General features: G+C 41.7%; 1 protein-coding gene. It reads right to left on the bottom strand.

Annotation, left to right across the window (positions count from 1 at the left end; genetic code table 11):
- Nucleotides 1-111: 111 nt before the first annotated feature.
- Nucleotides 112-869: TIGR00341 family protein (locus LD39_RS20645; protein WP_035553179.1), on the bottom strand; the 758-nt coding region annotated here is incomplete at its 5' end.

Below are 869 nucleotides of genomic sequence, written 5' to 3'. Positions count from 1 at the left end.
TATTTAGCAACGGAACCGAAAGTATCTCGAAATCGAGTCTTACAGAATTCTGCACTTTACTGTGATAATACCCCCTAAAGAATCACAGCTGCAAAGCCGAGATAATCCATACTATGGACTTGTGACACCTTTTCCAACCAGAATCACGGAAGCTAGGATCATAATGATGACGAGGACAAAAACGATGGACAAAGGTCTGGAAACATTGGCACGTTTTACCTCTTCCCATCGAACAGGACGAATACCACTGATTGAAAAGATCGTGACGGCTGATAATAAAATTGACATAATATTCACGGTTACTAGTAAAAAAGCCCCGAAAGCCAATTCATAAGAGCCATCGCCAAGAGACATCCCCATTGCCACACTAGGTGGAAGTAAGGCAACGGCAACCATTACACCGACTAAGTTTCCAGAAAGTCGATTCAGAAACGCAAGCGCCCCGGCAGCACCAGAAGCCACCCCTAAGAATATATCGACAATGGTAACCTTCGTTCGATCTAAGTATTGATCTGTTTCCATCCCCATATCGGAGAAGAATCCAAAAAGAATAGAGATGATTAGAACAATCGCTACACCATAGAGAGAAGTCACAATGGATTTTCCAAGTAACTTATAATCACCGAGGATGGAAGAAAAAGCAATGGCAATGACAGGACCTATCATAGGAGCGATAACCATGGCACCTATGACTACCGCCTCGCTGTCTTTAAGAAAACCGACGGTGGCGACCACAGCAGATAAAAAAATTAATAAAGTATAATTTAACGTAATATGACTATTTTTTTCTACGGAACTCAATAATTCATGACGGCTTGCTCTCAATAGACTGGCCTTGTCTTCATCAGCTTCCTTTTTCTCTTTTTCTT

It is taken from the genome of Halobacillus sp. BBL2006, assembly GCF_000786645.1.
Taxonomy (GTDB): domain Bacteria; phylum Bacillota; class Bacilli; order Bacillales; family Halobacillaceae; genus Halobacillus.
This window is presented reverse-complemented; position numbering and strand designations above follow the sequence as displayed.